This window comes from Neobacillus niacini (assembly GCF_000759675.1).
GTDB classification, from domain to species: domain Bacteria; phylum Bacillota; class Bacilli; order Bacillales; family Cytobacillaceae; genus Neobacillus; species Neobacillus niacini_A.
This window is the reverse complement of the sequence record NZ_BAWM01000086.1, coordinates 1-6,707: the sequence shown is the minus strand read 5'-3', so window position 1 is coordinate 6,707 and position 6,707 is coordinate 1. Positions and strand designations below refer to the sequence as shown.

The 6,707-nt window shown below is 33.8% G+C and carries 6 protein-coding genes; 1 reads left to right on the top strand and 5 read right to left on the bottom strand.

What is annotated here, in order from left to right:
• The first annotated feature begins 580 nt into the window (after positions 1-580).
• Positions 581-1,207, top strand: a complete 627-nt coding sequence (locus tag TR08_RS20400) for a class I SAM-dependent methyltransferase (protein WP_045521440.1) — start codon at positions 581-583, stop codon at positions 1,205-1,207.
• 1,300 nt (positions 1,208-2,507) lie between these two features.
• Here the strand turns inward: TR08_RS20400 and TR08_RS20390 are convergent.
• The 5 genes from TR08_RS20390 to TR08_RS20370 form a co-directional block, all read right to left on the bottom strand.
• Positions 2,508-3,086: a TMEM175 family protein gene (locus TR08_RS20390; protein WP_045521436.1), complete on the bottom strand. Its 579-nt coding sequence runs from the start codon at positions 3,084-3,086 to the stop codon at positions 2,508-2,510.
• A gap of 175 nt (positions 3,087-3,261) precedes the next feature.
• Positions 3,262-4,137 (bottom strand): SMI1/KNR4 family protein, encoded by an 876-nt coding sequence (locus TR08_RS20385; RefSeq protein ID WP_045521434.1) that lies wholly within the window; start codon positions 4,135-4,137, stop codon positions 3,262-3,264.
• A 265-nt stretch (positions 4,138-4,402) separates the two neighbouring features.
• On the bottom strand, positions 4,403-4,921 hold the full coding sequence (locus TR08_RS20380) for a GNAT family N-acetyltransferase (RefSeq protein ID WP_045521433.1): 519 nt from the start codon (positions 4,919-4,921) through the stop codon (positions 4,403-4,405).
• Positions 4,922-5,218: 297 nt separating this feature from the next.
• Positions 5,219-5,743: a hypothetical protein gene (locus TR08_RS20375; RefSeq protein WP_052427548.1), complete on the bottom strand. Its 525-nt coding sequence runs from the start codon at positions 5,741-5,743 to the stop codon at positions 5,219-5,221.
• 252 nt (positions 5,744-5,995) lie between these two features.
• Positions 5,996-6,535, bottom strand: coding sequence for a GNAT family N-acetyltransferase (locus TR08_RS20370; protein WP_045521431.1), 540 nt, complete (start codon positions 6,533-6,535; stop codon positions 5,996-5,998).
• Between the last annotated feature and the right edge of the window lie 172 nt (positions 6,536-6,707).

Below are 6,707 nucleotides of genomic sequence, written 5' to 3'. Positions count from 1 at the left end.
TCTGTTCTTGGTCCAGTTGGTACCGTTGCAGGAGCTGTTGCAGGAGGAGCCATGGGTAACAAGGTCGGCGAAGGTGCCGATGAGACTAATGACAGTGTTGCGAACCAAGAAGATTAGCCTTTAACCAAAAAGAGGTACTGAATGCATTGGATTCCCCAAAAGGGAGTCCTTTTATTTTTATTAAGTTAATTCAGCTTTTTCAGGTAAATTTACAGTAAGATTTTGAATCAATTCACTTAAAGTAAATCAATCTTTAAAAGGAAATATTGAGTTACACGACAAGTTTATGGAATACTTGGACGAAGTTGAAAAACAAGACTAATCTGTTTAACTAAAGGGAGGCAAGAATGGACCAGGTGCCATTTTTGACGGCTTTTCTTTTTGAGCTAACGAAGCAGGTTGAAGAATAAATTTTCACTAAATTTATAATTGTTAAACCAAAAGGAAGTTTAAAAGTTTACAACAAGATGAATACCAATTATAGTTTTAAAAAGTCATTATGTCTTTAATTAAAATAAACATTAGCGTCAAACAACATAGAAGCCCCATTAAAATAAAACATAAAGGAGATAGAGAAATAATGGAATTCTGGGAATCAAGTTTTATAGAAAAACAAACGATGTGGGGATTTGAACCTACAGACTCAGCAATCTTAACAAAGGACTTTTTCCTTGAAAGGAATGTTAAGGATATACTGGTACCAGGTATTGGATATGGTAGAAATGCAAAGGTTTTTATTGACAATGGAATAAATGTTACAGGTATTGAGATTTCAAAAACAGCGATTGATTTGGCGAGACAAAATGGGCTTGATATTAGTATTTTTAATGGTTCAGTAGCTGACATGCCTTTTGATAATAAACTCTATGACGGTATATTTTGCTATGCACTTATTCACTTATTGAATAGCCGCGCGCGAGAGAAGTTTATTAAAGATTGCTATAATCAGTTAAAGCCAAATGGATATATGATTTTTACAACTGTTTCAAAAAAAGCCCCAATGTTTGGTAAGGGCAAACAATTGGATAAAGACTATTTCGAGATAATGGAAGGCGTAAAAATGTTTTTTTATGATTCTGACTCCATAAAACAAGAATTTGGAAAATATGGACTGGTAGAGTTTTCAGAAATTGACGAGCCAAGTAAGAACATGAAAAATAAACCACCAATAAAATTTATAATTGTAAAATGTAAGAAAGAATTATAAAGATAATCATACAAAAATTTAAAAAAGTGAATTGTTTGGAGATAAGATGTGAATATGCTAACGGCTGCTTTCCTTAAATTATAGGAAGCCTTTTTTTAGGTAACAATCGGGGCAGCATTCCTGTAATAAATGAGTGGAAAAAGAACAAATTTGTGAATAAATCTACTTAAACGGGGTGCGTTGTTCCAAGACGGATTAACTCTTCTTTTCGATGAACTTTATTGTGTAATAAGTAAATTCTCTCTACAGGTGTTAAACTAAAAAAAGAATGTATTAATGTTATTAATAGTGATGTCTTTAATGAAATTAAAGCATATAAAGGAGTGTAACTAATAAACAAAATATTACTTCGATGGATTATTGCTCTGTCGGGATTGTGCAGCTTATGTAATATTTTTTTTGGTTTTAACGAAACTCGAATTAAAAGAATTATTACCCGTCTAATTGGAGCAGTCTTGTATTTGGCAATTAAAAAATGCTATAAACGGCAGCATCTTTTTTGAATGTAAACAGAGCAAAAATACGCAAATAGTGCATAAAAACTTACATATTTTAGGCTCTTTAATTGTATTCCTTATTGTGTTAAAGCACCCGTTAGCCGTCCATGCAGCGCAATAAACAAGCGCTGCACCACAGAGAATGAAAATGGATCAGGGAGTCTATACTGTTTTAATGCTGGCGAAGAAGGTCTTTGAACTATGGTGCCTTTGAGCCCATCCGTTAGTCTGACTCCAACGACCACGGTGTACCACCGACTGTCGCGCCATTTAGGGGTAGCACTCATGGGAGATTAATCCTTTTTCTGTTTGTTGCGCTAGCTTTATTTTTTCTTATTATAAGTAGAAAGGCATTACCATTCGATTTACCAGCCAATCCCATATTCGATCCTTCTAGAGGCTCAGCCTTTTTTTAAAACTGGTTTTTCTGGGTCTATTTTTGTATGCCCTTTTTCAGTTTTTATTTTCATGGGAGTTCAATAAGGAAATGGTTATTTATATGTATTTTAGATTTAATCCAAGTGATTAAAAATGACATCTCCCACTCTAACGGGTTTCCAACAAGCTATGTGATTTAATTCTGCACTGTTCAATTCATTTTCATTTTTTTTAAAGTGATTCGTTCAGTTTCACTGTAGTCAATACTCTATAAAATGGGCTAAAATCTTTATTTAATTGAGGATCTTCAATAATTTTAATTTCTCCAAAATTCACTAATTGTCCTAGAAGTATGGTTAATTGTAATTCATACCCATTTGATGTTGCCCAAAAGTCCGTTTAAAGAACGAACCTTTCCTTATAGGTTACTGGCTTTGCATAAATTTCTCTATTCGGCGATCTGGTAATAACCACATAATTGCAACAATTACATAAATTATTTGAGCGATCCAAGGCCATTTCAAAGACGTGCAAACTGCAAAAAAATAACAAACTACTGAAACTTTTCCTTTCCAGTCATTACCTACAGCCTGTTTTAGCTTAGAGCTTTTCCCCTCTACTTTGATTATTATACCTTGTAATATAAAGTAAGCCACTGCGGCCATTAAAAGCATTACACCATAAAGCATTGTAGGATAAGGCTTATAATGGTTTTCTCCTATCCAACCTGAAGCAAAAGGAATTAAAGACAACCAGAAAAGTAAATGCAGATTTGCCCACATAACTGGTCCTGTTACCTTATGCAAAGTGTGTATCAAATGATGATGATTGTTCCAGTATATTCCTACATAAATGAAACTAATTAAATAACTAATGAAAGTTGGGAAAATTTGTAATAAATCTTGTATGTTAGAGCTGTGAGGTATCTTAATTTCCAGGACCATAATTGTTATAATAATAGCAAGTACCCCGTCACTAAATGCTTCCAACCGATTTTTATTCATTGTTAACACCCTATTAGTTTTTGACTTTTAGTTGATAAAATTGACATTCCTTCTTCACCAAAACAACTAGTTACTCTATTAAAAAAACTACATATATGCAGCTCATGAACTTCAACTAACGCACCCGTTAGCTGAATAAACAAAGGTGTATTTTACTGCTCGTTGGTGAATAGCATTATTCCTCATCTACAAAGTCAATCATCACTCCAACAACCTTTTTTGAAATGTTATATTTTACTTTCACCTCGTACATTCCGTCACCATAACCAGACATTGAAACCATACCATCTGAGACAACTCCCCCCTGTGCATCTGAAGCAACTACCTCATCAAATTGGATGGCTTCGTTTCTACCAAATGTTTTAAAATCAAAAATTCCTGCTTGTGCAGAGTCAACTCCAATCTGTTTATCGCAAACATGCCATTTCCCACTTGGTTTCTTTTCCCCATAAAATACAAATAAGTTTTTAACAACTTCATCAGGAGTATAAGAAATGGAAGCTGTCCAATTACCATTTTTCACATTTAAAAGTACGATTTGCAACTCAGCTTCTTCATCCACTTTATAGTACGGGTCAGTAACAATTAGCTTTCCACTTTCAACCATAAAAGTGCCAAGTTTATTAGGCTTATTAGTATTCACTTTCGGCACATGCCGATCAATAAATTCACTTAATGATAAAGACGCATATTTGCCTAACCCAGTTTTGTCATTCCAAGTATAAATTAGTTCCTGCATAAATCTTTTCCTAATTCGATAGCAAAGTTTGTCACCACTCATTTTTTCACCAATACAAACCATATCACTCGGTAGATTTTTGGGTCTGTTCTGATTTTGTTTTACTATATCAATTGTTAATGCAGTTTGTTCATTAGTTTGAATAGGGAACAAAGTCCAATCGCCAAATTTTGCTCCATTCGTTTCTAAAAAAAGTTCCTTGTATTCATCTGGAAAAATAGCACCAAGTGCTTTTTCTGTTTTTTTCAATTCAACTAACGACACGCCAGCCACTTCCGAACTTGGATTAATCATGTTTATTACTTTCTTCATCTCTTCCTCCATGATACTTACGGATTACTTTGTCATACTACATTCAAATTAACTATGAATGTTTTCGATATTTATTATAAAAAAACCTCTATTTATTCAATAAAATAAAGCATTTCTTCTGCAACTAAACTGCTTCGTTAGTTAAATAACAATAATGAAAAAGGACTGCCGAAACAGCCCATTTGTTGTGAAACTAAAGCACCCGTTACTTTAGGTACATTTTTTCACAATCTACTCGATAGTAGTTTTAAAGAGTAATTCTTTCTTATAATGGTGAAGTGTTCAAGAGAAGACCATTTGGTCGAAGTCGACTCATCATTATTTCATCAATAAATCTCCCCTGTGCTTTTAAGCTACCTTTCTTTTTTCCTTCTATTGTAAACCCAAACTTTTCATACAGTGCTTGTGCTCCAGGATTTGTTACAAGAACGCCAAGCTCAACTCTTTCAAGCATTAGCCAGTTGTCTGCTAAATCAAGTATTTTCGTAAGTAACGCTTTCCCAATTCCTTTTTTATGATATTGGCTGTCTACGCCAATAAATATATCTCCAGAGTGCGACCTCCGACCTTGTCCCTGAGTTAGACCTACAAATCCAACAACGTTACCATTGAACTCCGCAACAAATTCAAATTGATTATTTCCCAAGTTGCTCAGTCTATTTTCCATAGCATCCAATCTCATACTGGGAAGAAAAACCATATACTGTAAAACAGCATCCTGAGTACAGATACGATGAATTGCTTTCGCATCATTTATCTGCACAGCACGAATAATAACTTCCATCACAATTCCTCCTTTTACACTAAAAAGAAAAAGCCTATTTTATAAAGTTCGTTTTACTATTCAAAAATTCCTCCAAAACGAATGGGGAATGAATTGTAAATGGCTACTTTGTAGTTTCAATCCCTATTCAACTCCTGCTTCGTTAGCTCAATAAGAAAAGCCACCAAAATGGCAGCTCCAATCTTTAACTCTGGCACCCGTTTGTTTAAGTACAATTCTTCACAAACCGATTGCTAATTAAATAGAAATTTAATTCATATCAAAAACAGGCTTAGAGAAGTCTCTCCAAGCCAAATCTTATTTACCTTTAATATCCATAACTAATGTATCAAATAACTTACCGTCAATATAAACCAATAGTGCCCATTTCCCAGCCTCTGGTAGGACGACATTCGAAGGTATACTCGCATCTGCTCCGTTAACTTTACCACCACCGATACCATTCCTTGACCAAACCCCATCACTTAAAATGGGACTTATCTTTGAAGTATTATTGTTATAACCCACGACAGTAAATTCACCTTTATTAATTCCCCAAAAATGCCACAACCACTTATCTATTTCTTTAGGCTTTAATTCTGGTCCAATTATTCCAATTTTATTTTTGTTGCCAAACATATCATTTCTTTCGCCTGTGTCAAATTCGGTAGCCATTCTATCCCAATCTACCTTCTCAAAATCTTTCTCCTTTACAAAGCTCGGAATATCTTTAGGCAAAGTGATATTAGTTGAATTTTGAACTTTTTGAACCTTTGATGATTCACAACCACTTATAACAAATAGACATAGCAAAAATGCTACAAAGAACGTTTTTACTTTCACATTTCTTCCCCCTTTTATTTTATTGTATGTTTTTTCTAATATTAACATAAAAATCCAATTGACCTTATAAAAAATCACCCCTATTTTCTAGAGTGATTCCATTTTAAATTCAAAATATCATTTAAACAGTCAATAATTGTTCAACTAAACTGCCCAGTTAGTCTAATAAGAAAAGCCGCCGAAATGGCAGCTTGATCTTGAACTCTTGCACCCGTTAATTCATTTACGCTTTTATTTTTATTTTTTGACTTTTCAAGGATTATTGATGGTATCTAAACGTTTTAAAAAGTAGAGTGTCAAATCATCATCATTTGCACATTCTGCATATTGTTCTAATTGCTTCCCTCTATACCAAGCTCCAGTTCCGTCTGGAATGTATCCTCTTTTCACGTACATTCTTTGAGCAGAACCGTATCCATAATGCAATCCTACTGATAATGAAATAGAATTGCTTTTCTCTTTAGCTAGCCCCTCTAATACATCCATCATTTTGTTGCCGATACCCATCTTTTGGAATTTAATAAGTACATTTAAATCAACTATTTCAGGTATGTTTTTATAGGCATAAGGACCAATTGTAGTAAAAGGAAGTAATATAACATATCCAGCAACTTCACTATTTATTTCAGCTACAATGACTGATTTCTCACCATTTTCTTGCTGATTATAATATTCATTAAATAACTCAAATGGTTTATGCCAATTCTGTTCAGCAAATGCATTAACAAAGTCTTGTCTATCACTCTTAATCATTGCTCGAAAAAGTATATTTTCATCATTATAATATATCATTTATCTTCAACTCCAATATCTATAAGTGAAATTTATCATCTGGAACTTCTGTCGAAAAGAGACAAATAATGCTTACAACTTATAAAGTTAGTCGAGTAGAATGGAGCCTTTCTACCTTACGGTAGATTGTACTCCACCCCCTCCCAGAACCGTGCTTGCACTATTAATGCAC